This window comes from Stutzerimonas stutzeri (genome assembly GCF_024448695.1).
Classification (GTDB): domain Bacteria; phylum Pseudomonadota; class Gammaproteobacteria; order Pseudomonadales; family Pseudomonadaceae; genus Stutzerimonas; species Stutzerimonas stutzeri_T.
In genome coordinates, this window is the sequence record NZ_JAMOHY010000005.1 from 132,345 (window position 1) to 146,563 (window position 14,219).

General features: G+C 61.3%; 15 protein-coding genes and 1 tRNA gene. 9 read left to right on the forward strand and 7 right to left on the reverse strand.

Going from position 1 to position 14,219, the window contains the following annotated elements:
* The first annotated feature begins 4 nt into the window (after positions 1-4).
* Together NAV32_RS06995 and NAV32_RS07000 are read left to right on the forward strand one after the other, a co-directional pair.
* Complete coding sequence (locus tag NAV32_RS06995; protein ID WP_256052077.1) at positions 5-1,342, forward strand: S41 family peptidase; 1,338 nt, start codon at positions 5-7, stop codon at positions 1,340-1,342.
* A 2-nt stretch (positions 1,343-1,344) separates the two neighbouring features.
* Positions 1,345-2,163 (forward strand): divergent polysaccharide deacetylase family protein, encoded by an 819-nt coding sequence (locus NAV32_RS07000; protein WP_423836420.1) that lies wholly within the window; start codon positions 1,345-1,347, stop codon positions 2,161-2,163.
* Between the two features lie 120 nt (positions 2,164-2,283).
* Here NAV32_RS07000 and hisF read toward each other — a convergent pair whose 3' ends face one another.
* From hisF to hisB, 5 genes are all read right to left on the reverse strand, one after another.
* Positions 2,284-3,054, reverse strand: coding sequence for an imidazole glycerol phosphate synthase subunit HisF (hisF, locus tag NAV32_RS07005; protein WP_256052078.1), 771 nt, complete (start codon positions 3,052-3,054; stop codon positions 2,284-2,286).
* 95 nt (positions 3,055-3,149) lie between these two features.
* Positions 3,150-3,893, reverse strand: a complete 744-nt coding sequence (gene hisA, locus NAV32_RS07010) for a 1-(5-phosphoribosyl)-5-[(5-phosphoribosylamino)methylideneamino]imidazole-4-carboxamide isomerase (RefSeq protein ID WP_256052079.1) — start codon at positions 3,891-3,893, stop codon at positions 3,150-3,152.
* Positions 3,894-3,930: 37 nt separating this feature from the next.
* Entirely contained in the window at positions 3,931-4,191 is a 261-nt protein-coding gene (locus NAV32_RS07015) for a DUF2164 domain-containing protein (RefSeq protein ID WP_256052080.1), read from the reverse strand.
* A complete protein-coding gene (gene hisH, locus NAV32_RS07020) occupies positions 4,191-4,829 on the reverse strand; it encodes an imidazole glycerol phosphate synthase subunit HisH (protein ID WP_256052081.1) in 639 nt (212 codons plus the stop codon). Before hisH ends, NAV32_RS07015 begins: the two co-directional genes overlap by 1 nt.
* Entirely contained in the window at positions 4,829-5,422 is a 594-nt protein-coding gene (hisB, locus tag NAV32_RS07025) for an imidazoleglycerol-phosphate dehydratase HisB (RefSeq protein ID WP_256052082.1), read from the reverse strand. The genes hisH and hisB overlap by 1 nt, the downstream gene beginning before the upstream one ends.
* A 160-nt stretch (positions 5,423-5,582) precedes the next feature.
* Between hisB and panM the strand changes: the two genes are divergently transcribed.
* The 7 genes from panM (at position 5,583) to NAV32_RS07060 (ending at position 12,192) form a co-directional block, all read left to right on the forward strand.
* Complete coding sequence (gene panM / locus NAV32_RS07030) at positions 5,583-5,981, forward strand: aspartate 1-decarboxylase autocleavage activator PanM (RefSeq protein WP_256052083.1); 399 nt, start codon at positions 5,583-5,585, stop codon at positions 5,979-5,981.
* Positions 5,982-6,059: 78 nt separating this feature from the next.
* Positions 6,060-8,279 carry an AsmA family protein gene (locus tag NAV32_RS07035; RefSeq protein ID WP_256052084.1) on the forward strand — a complete coding sequence of 740 codons (2,220 nt, stop codon included), beginning with the start codon at positions 6,060-6,062 and terminating at the stop codon, positions 8,277-8,279.
* Positions 8,276-9,343, forward strand: a complete 1,068-nt coding sequence (mutY, locus tag NAV32_RS07040; RefSeq protein WP_256052085.1) for an A/G-specific adenine glycosylase — start codon at positions 8,276-8,278, stop codon at positions 9,341-9,343. Before NAV32_RS07035 ends, mutY begins: the two co-directional genes overlap by 4 nt.
* Complete coding sequence (locus NAV32_RS07045; RefSeq protein ID WP_256052086.1) at positions 9,340-9,612, forward strand: oxidative damage protection protein; 273 nt, start codon at positions 9,340-9,342, stop codon at positions 9,610-9,612. The genes mutY and NAV32_RS07045 overlap by 4 nt, the downstream gene beginning before the upstream one ends.
* A 155-nt stretch (positions 9,613-9,767) precedes the next feature.
* A tRNA-Phe gene (locus NAV32_RS07050) sits at positions 9,768-9,843 on the forward strand.
* A gap of 209 nt (positions 9,844-10,052) precedes the next feature.
* Positions 10,053-11,261 (forward strand): tyrosine-type recombinase/integrase, encoded by a 1,209-nt coding sequence (locus NAV32_RS07055; RefSeq protein WP_256052087.1) that lies wholly within the window; start codon positions 10,053-10,055, stop codon positions 11,259-11,261.
* Between the two features lie 103 nt (positions 11,262-11,364).
* A complete protein-coding gene (locus NAV32_RS07060; protein ID WP_256052088.1) occupies positions 11,365-12,192 on the forward strand; it encodes a hypothetical protein in 828 nt (275 codons plus the stop codon).
* Between the two features lie 113 nt (positions 12,193-12,305).
* Here NAV32_RS07060 and NAV32_RS07065 read toward each other — a convergent pair whose 3' ends face one another.
* Together NAV32_RS07065 and NAV32_RS07070 are read right to left on the reverse strand one after the other, a co-directional pair.
* Complete coding sequence (locus tag NAV32_RS07065) at positions 12,306-12,440, reverse strand: hypothetical protein (protein WP_256052161.1); 135 nt, start codon at positions 12,438-12,440, stop codon at positions 12,306-12,308.
* Complete coding sequence (locus NAV32_RS07070) at positions 12,437-14,203, reverse strand: hypothetical protein (protein ID WP_256052089.1); 1,767 nt, start codon at positions 14,201-14,203, stop codon at positions 12,437-12,439. Before NAV32_RS07070 ends, NAV32_RS07065 begins: the two co-directional genes overlap by 4 nt.
* Positions 14,204-14,219 lie beyond the last annotated feature (16 nt).

Below are 14,219 nucleotides of genomic sequence, written 5' to 3' on the forward strand. Positions count from 1 at the left end.
GACAATGCTTCACCCGCGCCGTTTTGCCCGCCCTTCAACGCTGCTCCTGGCCATATTGCTGGGCATTCATGGCAGCGCCTGGGCTCAGCAGCCACCGGCCGATATGGCGCCTGTGCCTGAGGATCGAGGCGTGTCAGCTACCAAGGCACCGCTGCCACTCGAAGAGCTGCGCACCTTTGCCGAGGTGCTGGACCGGATCAAAGCCGCCTATGTCGAGCCTGTGGATGACAAGACTCTGCTGGAAAATGCCATCAAGGGCATGCTGAGCAATCTCGATCCTCATTCGGCCTACCTCGAACCCGAGGCCTTCGCCGAACTGCAGGAAAGCACCAGCGGCGAGTTCGGCGGCCTGGGCATCGAAGTGGGCGTTGAAGACGGCTTTATCAAGGTGGTCTCGCCCATCGATGACACACCGGCATCCAAGGCCGGCATCGAGGCGGGCGACCTGATCGTGAAAATCGACGGCAAACCAACCAAGGGTCTCTCGATGATCGAGGCAGTGGGCATGATGCGTGGCAAGCCCGGCAGCGATATCAACCTGTCGCTGGTTCGCGAGGGCGGCAAACCCTTCGACGTCAAACTGACCCGCGCCATCATCCGCGTCACCAGCGTCAAGAGCCAGTTGCTCGAACCCGGCTACGGCTATCTGCGCGTCACCCAGTTCCAGGTCAACACGGGCACCGAAGTGGGCAAGGCCCTGGCGCGGCTGCGCAAGGAAAACGGCAAGAAACTCAACGGCCTGGTGCTGGACCTGCGCAACAATCCGGGCGGCGTACTGCAGGCTGCCGTGGAAGTCTCCGATCACTTTCTTACCGAAGGCCTGATCGTTTACACCAAGGGGCGCATCGCCAATTCGGAGCTGCGTTTCAACGCCGACCCGGCGGATGCCAGCGAAGGTGTCTCGCTGGTGGTTCTGATCAATGGCGGCAGCGCTTCGGCTTCGGAGATCGTCGCCGGCGCCCTGCAGGATCAGAAACGCGCGGTGGTAATGGGCACCGACAGCTTCGGCAAGGGTTCGGTACAGACCGTTCTGCCGCTGAACAATGACAGCGCGCTCAAGCTCACCACTGCGCTCTACTACACACCAAACGGTCGCTCCATCCAGGCTCAGGGCATCGAGCCGGACATCGAAGTCACCCGCGCCAAACTGACCCGCGAACAGGCCTCCGAAAGCCTTCGCGAAGCTGATCTGACTGGCCACCTGGGCAACGGCAATGGCGGCCCGGACCGCCCCAGCGGCAGCAAGGCAGGCAGCGACTCACCACGCCCGCAGGACGAGGATTACCAGCTCGGTCAGGCGCTCAACCTGCTCAAGGGACTGAACCTCACACGCGGCAAATAAGGGTGCTTCGCGCATCCTTGTGGCTGCTGGCCAGCCTGTTTTCGCTGCTGTGCCACGCCGGGGCGCCGCTCAATGAGGCGCCCGACCAGAAGCCTCGATTGGCACTGATCATCGACGATCTGGGCCAGAACCCTATGAGAGATGAGCGCGTACTGGCACTTCCAGGCCCGGTCGCCCTCGCCATTCTGCCGGACAGCCGCCATGCCTCTGTGCTTTCACAGCGCGCCCATGTTGCCGGCAAGACCGTCATGCTGCATCTGCCGATGGCGCCCGCAGGCGGCCCCTACGCCTGGCGTCCAGGGCTCCCTCAGAGCGAACTGCATGACAGGCTCGACAGCGCCCTGAAGGCAGTTCCACACGCCAGCGGGGTGAACAACCATATGGGCAGCCAGATGACCGATCAGGCGCACCCTATGGCTGTGCTCATGGCGACACTGCAGCAGCGTCACCTGTTCTTTCTCGACAGCCGTACCAACCCGCAAACCCTTGCGGCAGCAACCGCTCAGCGCGCCGGGCTGGCGAGCCTGTCACGGGACATCTTTCTCGATGACGACCCCAGCCCGGAGGCCGTCGCCCGGCAGTTCGCCGCCGCGATCGAACTGGCCCGCAGGCAAGGCTCGGTGGTGATCATCGGACATCCCCACGCCAGCACCCTGGCGCTGCTGGAGCGCGAGCTGCCACGCCTGCAGGACGCAGGTATCGAATGGGTAGACGTCGCCCAGATGATCGCCACGCGCGGCAACCGCGCCATGGTTGCCCATGGCCGTGGAGGCATCTATCAGGCTGTTGAAAACCTGCCCGCGCTGACCATTCACCGGTAGAAACAGCTGCCGCAAGCGGAATGCTGGACGGCCTGGACATGGCAAATAAAAAGCTTCGTGGCTGAAGCCACAGGAACAGCATTGGCCCTGTGCGACATCAGTCGCGAAGCTCTTGCCGGCTCAGCGCATCACGATGCCGCAACTGGCCATATAGGCCTTGGCTTCCGGCACGGTGTATTCGCCAAAATGGAAGATGCTGGCAGCCAGTACCGCATCGGCCTTGCCTTCCAGGACGCCGTCGGCCAGATGCTGCAGATTGCCGACACCACCGGAGGCAATCACCGGAATGCACAACGCCTCGCTGATGGCGCGGGTGACACCCAGGTCGTAACCACTCTTGACGCCATCCTGATCCATGCTGGTCAGCAGAATCTCGCCGGCGCCGAGTGCTTCCATCTTCTTTGCCCACTCCACTGCATCCAGCCCGGTGGGCTTGCGTCCGCCATGGGTGAAGATTTCCCAGCGCCCCGCTTCGCCAGGAGCGGAAACCTTCTTGGCGTCGATAGCGACGACGATGCACTGTGAGCCGAAGCGCTGCGCGGCCTCACCGACGAACTCGGGGTTGAACACCGCAGCCGTATTGATCGACACCTTGTCGGCGCCGGCATTGAGCAGGTTGCGGATGTCCTGCACGTTGCGCACGCCACCGCCGACAGTCAGCGGAATGAACACCTGACTGGCCATGCGCTCAACGGTGTGCAGGGTGGTGTCGCGGTTGTCGACGCTGGCAGTGATGTCGAGAAAGGTGATCTCGTCTGCACCCTGCTCATCGTAGCGACGGGCGATTTCCACCGGGTCACCGGCGTCGCGGATATTCTCGAACTTGACGCCCTTGACCACGCGACCGTTGTCCACGTCGAGGCAAGGGATGATGCGTTTGGCGAGGGCCATGGCCGATCTCTCTCGTAGGGTGGACAACCGCGCAGCGTTGTCCACCATTTCACCGGATGCACGGTGGACAAGCGAAGCGTTGTCCACCCTACGGCTTATTCGTCTTTGTACTTGAGGTCGCAAAGCGCCTGCGCCTCGGCCACGTCGAGCGTGCCTTCGTAGATCGCCCGCCCAGTGATGGCGCCGACGATTCCGCGGGTGTTGGTGTCGAGCAGCTTCTGGATGTCGCCGATGTTGTGGATGCCGCCGGAGGCGATCACGGGAATACGGCTGGCGTTGGCCAGCGCTACCGTCGCTTCGACGTTGCAGCCCTGCATCATCCCGTCCTTGGCGATGTCGGTATAGACGATCGCCGAGACACCATCGGCCTCGAAGCGGCGCGCCAGATCCACCGCCTGCACGCTGCTCACTTCGGCCCAGCCATCGGTGGCTACGAAACCATCCTTGGCATCCAGGCCGACGATGACCTTGCCCGGGAAGGCCTTGCAGGCTTCGGTGACAAACTCCGGCTGCTTGACCGCCTTGGTGCCGATAATCACGTAGCTGACGCCAGCACGCACGTAATGCTCGATGGTCTCCAGCGAACGGATGCCGCCACCGATCTGGATCGGCAGGTTCGGATAGCGCCTGGCAATCGCGGTGACCACCTCGCCATTGACCGGCTGACCTTCGAAGGCGCCGTTCAGATCGACCAGGTGCAGACGACGGCAACCACCTTCAACCCACCTGGCAGCCATCGCCACCGGGTCATCGGAGAATACCGTGGCGTCATCCATCAGCCCCTGACGCAGACGCACGCAGGCGCCGTCCTTGAGATCGATCGCGGGAATAATCAGCATGGCTCGAAACCTGTTCAAATCGGATATCGGTTAAAGGTCAGCTCTTTTCGAGCGCCCACAAGTCGCTTTCGATGCTTTCAAACCGTTCTTTCAGGTGTGTCTGCACGTCGAAAATCGCCTTGTTGTAATACAGCGGAGCAATCTCACGGGCGAACAGATCGAGCACTTCCTGCGCCTCGAAGGAGCCGAGCTCCAATTCGAAACGGTCTTCCAGAAAGCGCTTGATGACCTGCTGGGCAGTCTGCTCCTGAGCGCAATCCAGCGTCAGGACCGGCGCCTTGAGCTTCGCCCGGCTCATTACCAGCGGCCATCCCAGGCGGCGAAGTTCTGCAGCAGCTGCAGGCCATGGGTGTGGCTCTTCTCGGGATGGAACTGCACGGCGAAGCGCGAGCCGTCGGCCAGCGCGGCAGCGAAGTCCTTGCCGTAATGGCCGCGACCGACCACATGACGCGGATTGCCGGCCTCGATGTAGTAGCTGTGTACGAAGTAGAAGCGACCCATGTCCGGGATACTGTGCCAGAGCGGGTGATCCACAGCCTGCCTGACCTCGTTCCAGCCCATGTGCGGCACCTTGAGGCGCTCGCCGTCTTCCTGCAGATCCTTGCCGAAGAAGCGCACCTGACCGGGGAACAGGCCGATACAGTCGACGCCGTCGTTTTCTTCGCTGTGCTCCATCAGCGCCTGCATGCCGACGCAGATACCGAGGAACGGGCGGTCGACGCTGACTTCACGCACCAGCTCATCGAAGCCCAGGCGGCGAATCTCGGCCATGCAGTCGCGGATCGCGCCGACGCCTGGGAACACCACGCGGTCGGCTTCACGGATGACCTGCGCATCGCTGGTCACCAGTACCTTGCCGGCGCCGACATGCTCAAGCGCCTTGGCAACCGAATGCAGATTGCCCATGCCGTAATCGATGACGGCAACTGTCTGCATTACAGGCAACCCTTGGTCGAAGGCATCTGGCCGGCCATGCGTTCGTCCAGCGTCAGTGCCATGCGCAGCGCACGACCGAAGGCCTTGAACACCGTCTCGATCTGGTGGTGGGTGTTGGTGCCGCGCAAGGTGTCGATGTGCAGCGTCACCAGCGCGTGGTTGACGAAGCCCTGGAAGAATTCCTGGAACAGGTCGACGTCGAAGCCGCCGACGGTGGCGCGGGTATAGGGCACGTTCATGGTCAGGCCGGGGCGACCGGAGAAGTCGATCACCACGCGCGACAGAGCTTCGTCCAGCGGCACATAGGCGTGGCCGTAGCGAGTCATGCCCTTCTTGTCACCAATCGCCTTGGCGAAGGCCTGGCCGAGGGTAATGCCGACATCCTCGACAGTGTGGTGGTCATCGATATGCAGGTCGCCCTTGCACTCGATGTCCAGATCGATCAGACCATGACGGGCGATCTGATCGAGCATATGTTCGAGAAAAGGCACGCCTATGGCGAAGCGGGCCTTGCCGGTGCCATCCAGATTGATGGTGGCCTTGACCTGGGTCTCCAGGGTGTTGCGCTCTACGCAAGCCGTACGTTCGGACATCAACAGCTCCGCTGATCGTGCAAAAAAAGATCGGCATTATAGGCCCAAATCCCGCAACTGGGCTATGTGCCCTGCGCCATCGAAAGCGGCCAGCGCCGTGCGATTGAAAGCCGCCAGGGTTATGCTTGCCGCCATCCTCCGAGAACGCCACCAGGTCAGCATGCCCGTATTCGTCGAAACCCTCACCGAACCCAGCCAGCAAGACCTTGTGGACCTGGCCAAGATCTTCGCCGACGCTCCCGCCTGGCTGCTGGCGCCCCACCCGGACGCCGAGGCGCTGATCCAGGCCGCGCTGGCCGATGGCAGCCTGATTGCCGGCCGCTTCAATGACCGCCTGCTTGGCGCGGCCCTGTTGCGGCGCGACTCACAGCGCTGGCAACTGTCACACCTGTGCGTACGCAAAATCACCCGCCGCAGAGGGGTCGGCAAACGCATCATCGACGAGGCGCGGCGCATGGCAGCCGAAGCGGGACGGGAGCTTTATCTTGCCGCACCACCCGAACAGCTCGAAACCCAGGCCCTGGCAGCGCGCATGCACCTGACCCTGGTGCCGCTCTGAGGGGCTTGCTCCCGCCGTAGCTACTGCCCGCGGCGCTATACTCGTCACCTTTACAGAACACCAACGAAGGACGCGTCCATGAAAGCGATCAGCAAAATCCTGGGCCTGGTAATTCTCGGATTGCTTCTGCTATTCGTCGCACTGGGCTTCGCCCTGACTCATCTGTTCGACCCTAACGACTACAAGGACGAAATCCGCGAGCTGGCCCGCAGCAAGGCCGGCCTCGAACTGGATATCCGTGGCGATATCGGCTGGAGCCTCTTCCCCTGGCTGGGACTGGAGCTGCACGACACCACCCTGGCTAGCGCCAGCACACCACAACAGCCGTTTGCCGATCTGCGCATGCTTGGCCTTTCCGTTCGCGTGCTGCCCCTGTTGAGTCGCGAAGTACAGATGAGCGACATCACGCTCAACGGCCTCAACCTGACCTTGGCGCGCGACGAAAGCGGCAAGGGCAACTGGGAAGGCGTGGGCCAGCCCGCCCAACAACAGGTACAACCTGAGGCAGAACCGACAGCGCCCACCACCGAAACAGAAGCACAAACCAGACCTGGCAAGACCAGCCGCCCTCTGCGACTCGATATCGACAGCCTCAGCATCAAGGATGCCCGGGTGTCCTACCACGATGCGCAGAGCGGCCAGCAATACAGCGCCGAGGGCATTGAGCTGACAACCGGCGCCATCCGTGAAGGCGAATCCATCCCGCTCAAGCTCAACGCCTTTTTCGGCAGCAACAAGCCGGTGATGCGTGCCCGCACCGAGTTGCAGGGATCGCTGCGCTTCGACAACACACTGCAGCGCTATCAATTCGAAGACCTGCGCCTGACCGGCGAAGCGTCCGGCGAGCCCCTGCAGGGCAAAACCCTGAGCTTCAGCGCACAGGGGCAACTGCTGGCGGATCTGGCCGCAGACGTGGCCGAATGGAGCAGCCTCAAGTTCACCGCCAACCAACTGCGCGGCCTTGGCGAGCTGAAGGCCAGCAACCTGCAGGAGCAGCCAGCGATCAGCGGCACCCTGTCCGTCGCGCCCTTCAACCTGCGTGAGTTTCTCGACAGCGTCGGGCAGCAGCTGCCGGCCATGGCCGACGGCAACGCCCTGAGCAAGGCCGAACTGATCACGCGCCTGAACGCCACGAGCAACAGCCTGAGCCTCGAAGCGCTCACCCTGAAACTGGACGACAGCACCTTCACCGGCCAGCTCGGCATCAGCGACTTCGCCAGACAGGCACTGCGTGTGGACCTCAAGGGTGATCGTCTCGACCTTGACCGCTACCTGGCGCCACCCGCGAAGGACGAGCAGGCCGAGGCTCGCCAGAGCGAAGTAAAAGCCACCGAAACGGTCGCCGTCGGCAGCGGCACCACGCCCCTGCCGGAAAAACCGACCCAGCAGGCCTGGAGCGAAGCTTCCATACTTCCCATCGCGACCCTGCGCACCCTTGATACGCGGATAAATCTCGCCATTGGCAGCCTTACCGCGATGCAGCTGCCACTGGACAACTTCAGCCTCAAGGCCCGCACCAGCGGTGGTCTGTTGACGCTGGAAAACTTCAAAAGCGGTCTTTACAACGGTCAAATGGAAGCCACGGCCAGCCTTGATGCGAGGCCGGACATCCCTCTGCTGAGCGCGCAGACACGCATCGCGCATGTGCCTGTCGAGCACTTGCTGCAAAGCCAGGGCGAACAGGTGGTGGTCAAGGGCCTGCTCAATCTGGACAGCGACATCCGCACCCAGGGCAACAGCGAGAAGGCTTGGATCGACAACCTCAACGGCAAGGTCGGCTTTGTCCTCGACAACGGCATCCTTGTCGATGCCAACCTCGAACAACAGCTGTGCCGCGCCATCGCCACACTCAACCGTAAACCGCTGACCAGCGAGCCACGCAGCAAGGACACGCCGTTTCGCGAACTCAAGGGCAACCTGACCCTGCGCAACGGCGTAGCCAGTAACCCCGACCTCAAGGTCAGCATTCCCGGTCTGACGGTGAACGGCAACGGCGATGTCGATCTGCGCGTACTCGGCATGGACTACCGCATCGGCATCCTTATCGAAGGCGACAAGGGCGCCATGCCTGATCCGGCCTGCGCAGTCAACGAACGCTACGTAGGGGTCGAATGGCCATTGCGCTGCCGTGGCCCGCTGGAGCTGGGCGCCAAGGCCTGCCGCTTCGACAATGACGCCCTGGGCAAAGTCGCCGCCCGGCTGGCCGGCGAAAAACTCAGCGAAAAACTCGAAGAGAAGCTGGGCGACAAGGTCAGTCCGGACCTGAAAGACGCAATCAAGGGCCTGTTCAAGCGATGACTCCGGAGCAGTTCGGCGCGGCAGTCCTCGACTGGTACGACCACCATGGCCGCAAGGACCTTCCCTGGCAGCAGGGCATCACGCCCTACCGCGTGTGGGTCTCGGAAATCATGCTGCAGCAGACCCAGGTCAGCACCGTGCTCGGCTACTTCGACCGCTTCATGACTGCCCTGCCCAGCGTCGAAGCACTGGCCGCCGCCGCCGAAGATGAAGTGCTGCACCTGTGGACCGGTCTGGGTTACTACAGCCGCGCCCGCAACCTGCACAAGACCGCCAGGCTGATCGTCGCCGAGCATGGCGGCGTATTCCCGCAGGACGTGAACAAACTCACCGAGCTGCCCGGTATTGGTCGCTCCACCGCCGGCGCCATCGCCAGCCTGAGCATGGGCCTGCGCGCGCCGATCCTCGATGGCAACGTCAAGCGTGTGCTGGCACGTTACGTCGCTCAGGACGGCTATCCGGGCGAGCCGAAAGTCGCCAGACAACTGTGGGAAGTCGCCGAGCGACTCACGCCGCGGCAGCACGTCAATCATTACACCCAGGCAATGATGGATCTCGGCGCCACGCTCTGCACCCGCAGCAAGCCCAGCTGCCTGCTGTGCCCATTGAAGAACGGCTGCCGTGCTCATCTGCTGGGTCGCGAAACCGACTTCCCGGTACCCAAGCCGCGCAAGACCCTGCCACGCAAACGCACCCTGATGCCGCTGCTGGCCAACCATGAAGGCGCCATTCTGCTCTACCGCCGCCCTTCCAGCGGCCTCTGGGGCGGTCTCTGGAGCCTGCCGGAGCTGGATGATCTGACCGCCCTCGACCCGCTGGCGGAACGCCATGCACTGACCTTGCAGGAGCGCCGTGAACTGCCCGGCCTGACCCACACCTTCAGCCATTTCCAGCTGAGCATCGAGCCCTGGCTGATCAGGGTAGAATCGCCTATCGGTGCCGTGGCCGAGGCCGACTGGCTCTGGTATAACCTCGCCACCCCGCCGCGCCTGGGGCTTGCCGCCCCGGTGAAGACGCTGCTCAAGCGCGCCGCCGCCGAACTGAACGCAGGAGAGATGTCATGACTCGCACCGTAAACTGCCGCAAATACAAAGAAGAACTCCCCGCCCTCGACCGTCCACCCTATCCGGGAGCAAAAGGCGAAGACATCTACAACAACGTCTCCAAAAAAGCCTGGGACGACTGGCAGAAACACCAGACCATGCTGATCAACGAACGCCGCCTGAACATGATGAACGCCGAGGACCGCAAATTCCTGCAGGGCGAAATGGACAAGTTCTTCTCAGGCGAAGACTACGCCAAGGCCGACGGCTACGTGCCACCCAGCGAATAAGCCCTGACAACCCAAAGTGCCCCGACCGGGGCGCTTTGGGTTCGCGCAAAATCCACCGCCTGACCCTCATGCAACGCTAAACGCCCGCCCCCGCTAAATATTTTCCTTTCCACGCTTGACAGTCAAAAGCCAAATCCGTCTAATAGCGCCCCGTTGCCCAGGTAGCTCAGTCGGTAGAGCAGGGGATTGAAAATCCCCGTGTCGGCGGTTCGATTCCGTCCCTGGGCACCACCTTTCGCTTTCAGGTGGTGTCAAAACCACCCGAAAGCCCACAAGAAGCCCGCCTCGTGCGGGCTTTTTGTTGTCTGCACTTCCCTACCCTTCCCTTGTAAGCCCAAACAATTGTGCGTAGATTCGTGAGTAGAGCCGGTTCGGTCTAAAAATCTACTCACAGCGACACAATGGGGCGCCCGAATGGCGCGGCTTGCGAGGGAATTGCAATGGCCTTATCCGATACCACCATCCGCACCGCCAAGCCGAAGGAAAAGCTTTACCGGCTGACGGACGCCAACGGGTTATGCCTGGAAGTGGCGCCAACCGGCTCCAAGCTGTGGCGCTATCGCTACCGCTTCGATGGCAAGGCAAAGATGCTGGCGCTTGGCACCTATCCTGCCGTCACGCTCCAGAAGGCCCGCCAGAAGCGCGACGAGGCACGCCAGCTGCTAACCGAGGGCACCGACCCCGGCGAGCAGAGAAAAGCCGCCAGACAAGCGCAACGGGCCGATGGCGTGACATTCGAGACGCTGGCGCGGGAGTGGTACGCCCACCGTGCGCCACGCTGGGCCGAAAGCACGGCCTACAAAGCCAAGCTGTATTTGGAAAACGATCTGATACCCGGCATCGGTGCCCGCCCGGTCAAAGCCGTCACCCGCCCGGAACTGGTCGAACTCGTGCGCAAGGTCGAAGCGCGGGGCACCCTGAATGCCGCTGGCAAGATTCGCCAGTGGCTACACCAGATATTCCGCTTCGGTCTGGCCAGCGGCGTAGTCGAAGCCAACCCCGCCACCGATCTGGACGTAGTAGCCGCACCGCCAAAAGCTACCCGGCACCATCCGCACGTTGCCTTTGCCGAACTGCCCGAGCTGCTGGGCAAGATCGAATCGACCACACTCAATACCCTAACCCGCTGCGCCATCCGCCTGCTGGTGCTGACGGCCGTTCGCCCTGGTGAGCTGCGCCAGGCGCCGTGGTCGGAGTTCGATCTGGACGGCGCCACCTGGACCATTCCGAAAGCGCGGATGAAAGCCCGCCGCCCGCATGTGGTGCCCCTGCCCCATCAAGCCGTCGCCATCCTGCGCCAGCTCAAGGAAATCACGGGCGATTACCCGCTAGTGTTTGCAGGCCAGCAAAACCCCGACCGGCCAATGAGCGAGAACACGATTAATAAGGCGCTGCGCCTGATGGGCTACGAAGGGCGCCAGACCGGCCACGGCTTCCGCCACTTGCTAAGCACCGAACTCAACGGACGCGGCTATAACCGCGACTGGATCGAACGCCAGCTAGCACACGGCGACAACGACGAAATCCGCGACACCTACAACCACGCCACCTACCTGGAGCAGCGCCGGGAAATGATGCAGGCCTGGGCTGATTCGATCGAGGCGCTGTGTGCTGGCGCCAATGTGGTGAGCATCAAGCGCAAGGCTTAACGGTTTTTGGCTGGCCTAGCTCGACGGAGCGAAAAGCGGATTTCCCACCCGCCTGACCAGCCGATTTATTAAGGAAAGTGGGAGCGCCTGGGAGGGCGAGAAGATGGAAAGGGTGTACCGCCTATTGTCATGGCTGCGGATTGAAGATGCAGCGCATTGGTTGAGCTCGCTCACCAACACCACGATTTCCCAAGGGGACCTGCGACGACTGACCCTTTCTGGACAATGTGCTGTTTACATCCAGACGCTGGGCTTAAAAGGCACATCGGTGGGCGATGATTTTTTGGAGAAAGAGGTAATCGGCCTCGGCTTCCAGCGGGTAGTTGGCAGCGCCACCTTACGGGAAGCGGACGAAGAGAACGGTGTTACCGAGAGGCGCCGTTTAAGCCTAGATGGTGAGTGGTATGAGCCGGACCCAAGCGATTGCGATGCCGCGCTGAGACATGGCTGTGGTTATTGGGAGGTGGTTACAGAACGGAAAAAAGGATTTGCGATGATGTTTAAACCTGCCGACATACAAGCGTTGGCAGCCAAGATTTTAGAGATGCCAGAACTCCCGAAGATGCATGATTTTGCAGCATTGAGGCTGCAATTGGAGCAGGAGCGCACCGCGCGCGAAGCTGCTGAAGCGGAGCTGCTAACGCACCGCATCGAGGCTGGCAAGAAAAACCTAGATGACATGCGACACATGCTTATGCATGACCACAAAGAGTTCTCCGAAATGCAGCGACGGGCAGAGCAGGCCGAAATGATGGCGGCAGCGCTGGATAAACAACTAACCGAACAAGCCGAACAAAAACAATTGAATGAAAGGGCATTTAAGGAGATGGCTAGGCAGTTGAGGAACCTCCACGACCGCCACCCTCTTCCCAGGCATCAGTCAGCTCGACATAGAACTCGGGGCCACCTGGTACAACTAGGGCGAGACTGATTAGCTTGCAGGTGTAGCGGTTCAGATTAGTGAATTCGGTGTCCAAGTAGATCCGGTGTGTCGTCATCCGAGGTTGCTCCGTTGAGCTATGCACCGTGCATAAGTCTTCGCCATCATTCCAATACGCTTTCAGCCAGAATCGGAAATTCACCTGTTTGGAGCCAATGTATGGTGGCTGATGGTTGCCGCCGCTCATCGCCGATCCACCGACCTGCCGTCATTGAATCGTCCGACAGCAAACGGCTCATCCCTCGCTCTTTTCTTGGTCTCCGAAGAGCAGACTCCCAGTACACCAAACGGCGTGGCCGAAATTGCTGATCAACTGCTCACCCTGCCGCAGATAAGACGCCGTGGTGTCGATGCCGGCGAGCTTGAGGGCTTCGCCGATCTTCGAGCTCGTAGGGTGCGCGTCGCCAACACGCATGTCGTAAGCGCCAGCGATAGCAGCAAAGACCTCACGCGCGCGCGCCTCTCCGACCTTATGGGCCAAGATACTTTGCAGCAGCTTGTTAGAGCCCAGTTTTTCCTTGTCAGGGTGGTCGGACAGCTTTCGAAGAGAGCGAACGTCGAGTCGATCTGAGAAGATGCGAACGAGCTCCTTGGCCAGCCGCAGGAGCGAAGTCTGATCTTTGCTCGAAAAACGAGAGACATGCTGCATCGACGTGTCATCGTCAATCTCGTGCGAGAACAGCGACACTCCGAATGCCTTGCGGAACTCGGCTTCTAGCAACCGCATGCACCCAAATAGCAACTCTTCCACGGCATGGGTGCCTGCCGGCTGCGCTTTGACCTGCGAGGCTAGAAGTTCGGCGCTGACCTTGCCCTCCGGCGCGACGTTACTCGCGGCCCAGACGAACTGCTCCCAAGCGGGCAGCCTGGCGATATCGTAGGCGTAGACGGTGATGAGCTCCGAGGCGTTGATCCCGAAATGGATCGAGTACCCCGAGGTTGAGTTGATCGCGCCGGTTTCAGCCGTGTACCACTTCAGGGAGAAGCCTCGATGCGTCAGGAGCTCGGTGACCACGGAAGGGCGGAACCAGATCCACCGTCCGATGTCTTCGTCATTGAGCTCGGCCGAGAATTTGCGCGAGCCATCGGTGTCGACGATGAAGTGCGGCAGGTTCTGATCTTGGTCCCCGCGAACTCGGATGCTCTTGCCCTGGTGTTCGATCCACTCGTCTCGCCAGAACTCGCCTTCGACACGCACTCCAAGATAGCCGCTTCGATGGCCCTTAGAGCTCTCTGAGGCTGTGTTGTCGTCCGCTTCGGGGCCCATGATGGGCGCGTCTTCCTCCTCGTCGACGTCAGTACGCCACATTCGGAATAACGCCCAACTACCGCCGAACACGGCGTCCAGCTCCTTGATGCGCAACTCGTATCTTCCGCCTTCACGCTGCTCTTGGATCTCGTTCAGGCCTGCATAGGGACTGTCCTTGAGGCTGGCGACGTTCTCGACACGCTGACGGTAATAGGACAGACGGAGGGACAGGCCGCGAGCGGCCAGGTAATCCATGAGGAATTCCCGCTTGATCTCGATCAGGCGATGGCTACCATCGCTGCCCACCGTCTCCCTTGCGACCACGACAAAGTCTTCTTCCGGCCTAACCCAGTTCGGCCCCTCCTTAATCAGGCCAAGCGCGACCACCAAATCCGGATTTAGAATCCACTGCCGGCCTCCGACCACGGGCTGCGGATGCTCGAAAACGAGGTTGATCCCGATAGGCTCCTTGTCGTTGTACTGATACTCATCGATCGGCGAGTAATTGCCGTCCGAGTAGGCATACGGCGCAACGGTATGCCCGATGCCAATGTCGCTCCAACTCAAGCGCTCGGCGAGCTCGTGATGCTGCTTGGGAAAGGCGACGGAGCCACAGGCGAATACGTCCCCGACATACCCCACTTCCTTCACGTTGCCCTTCTCGTCATTTAGCGACGCACGCAGGGGGATCCAGGTCGCCCGCGAAAACGGACGCCGAATTTCAGAGGTTTGAAGAATCCAGGCTTCGGTCATAGATCGGTTCTCTAAG

Bases quoted from the DNA above. Each gene is read 5' to 3' on its own strand.
- NAV32_RS06995 (WP_256052077.1), top strand. From the start codon at position 5: ATGCTTCACCCGCGCCGTTTTGCCCGCCCTTCAACGCTGCTCCTGGCC.
- hisF (WP_256052078.1), bottom strand. From the start codon at position 3,054: ATGGCCCTCGCCAAACGCATCATCCCTTGCCTCGACGTGGACAACGGT.
- hisA (WP_256052079.1), bottom strand. From the start codon at position 3,893: ATGCTGATTATTCCCGCGATCGATCTCAAGGACGGCGCCTGCGTGCGT.
- NAV32_RS07015 (WP_256052080.1), bottom strand. From the start codon at position 4,191: ATGAGCCGGGCGAAGCTCAAGGCGCCGGTCCTGACGCTGGATTGCGCT.
- hisH (WP_256052081.1), bottom strand. From the start codon at position 4,829: ATGCAGACAGTTGCCGTCATCGATTACGGCATGGGCAATCTGCATTCG.
- hisB (WP_256052082.1), bottom strand. From the start codon at position 5,422: ATGTCCGAACGTACGGCTTGCGTAGAGCGCAACACCCTGGAGACCCAG.
- panM (WP_256052083.1), top strand. From the start codon at position 5,583: ATGCCCGTATTCGTCGAAACCCTCACCGAACCCAGCCAGCAAGACCTT.
- NAV32_RS07035 (WP_256052084.1), top strand. From the start codon at position 6,060: ATGAAAGCGATCAGCAAAATCCTGGGCCTGGTAATTCTCGGATTGCTT.
- mutY (WP_256052085.1), top strand. From the start codon at position 8,276: ATGACTCCGGAGCAGTTCGGCGCGGCAGTCCTCGACTGGTACGACCAC.
- NAV32_RS07045 (WP_256052086.1), top strand. From the start codon at position 9,340: ATGACTCGCACCGTAAACTGCCGCAAATACAAAGAAGAACTCCCCGCC.
- NAV32_RS07055 (WP_256052087.1), top strand. From the start codon at position 10,053: ATGGCCTTATCCGATACCACCATCCGCACCGCCAAGCCGAAGGAAAAG.
- NAV32_RS07060 (WP_256052088.1), top strand. From the start codon at position 11,365: ATGGAAAGGGTGTACCGCCTATTGTCATGGCTGCGGATTGAAGATGCA.
- NAV32_RS07065 (WP_256052161.1), bottom strand. From the start codon at position 12,440: ATGAGCCGTTTGCTGTCGGACGATTCAATGACGGCAGGTCGGTGGATC.
- NAV32_RS07070 (WP_256052089.1), bottom strand. From the start codon at position 14,203: ATGACCGAAGCCTGGATTCTTCAAACCTCTGAAATTCGGCGTCCGTTT.